The sequence below is a fragment of the Rhodoplanes roseus genome (assembly GCF_003258865.1).
Classification (GTDB): domain Bacteria; phylum Pseudomonadota; class Alphaproteobacteria; order Rhizobiales; family Xanthobacteraceae; genus Rhodoplanes; species Rhodoplanes roseus.
Genome location: NZ_NPEX01000807.1, coordinates 1 through 275, shown reverse-complemented (window position 1 = coordinate 275; position 275 = coordinate 1). Strand labels below are relative to the sequence as shown.

1 protein-coding gene is annotated in these 275 nt (G+C 62.2%); it reads right to left on the bottom strand.

Annotated features, from left to right (window positions below):
• The coding region (locus tag CH341_RS35520; RefSeq protein ID WP_483475703.1) for a rhodanese-like domain-containing protein at positions 1–254 on the bottom strand (254 nt) is incomplete at its 3' end.
• Positions 255–275: the final 21 nt, after the last annotated feature.

Sequence of the window (275 nt, the reverse complement as noted above, 5' to 3'; positions counted from 1 at the left end):
GGCACCTCCTGCCCAACCCCAGCCTCCCCAAGGGCTGCCACAAGCTTTCCGGCAAACTCCGGATCGACCTGTTGCGTGGGAAAAGATTGCCACTCTGCTAAGAAAAGCTGGCGCCCCAGGGGCGATAGATCCGGGAGACCGACATAGGCCCATTCGGCACGCGTGCGCACATCGATCAGCACGGCATCCGACTCTGAGAGAGCCTTCCAGGCCTCCTCCGGTCCGACGTCACCCTGATAAGCCGCTGTACGCAAGACAAATGCCTCCTGTCCGCC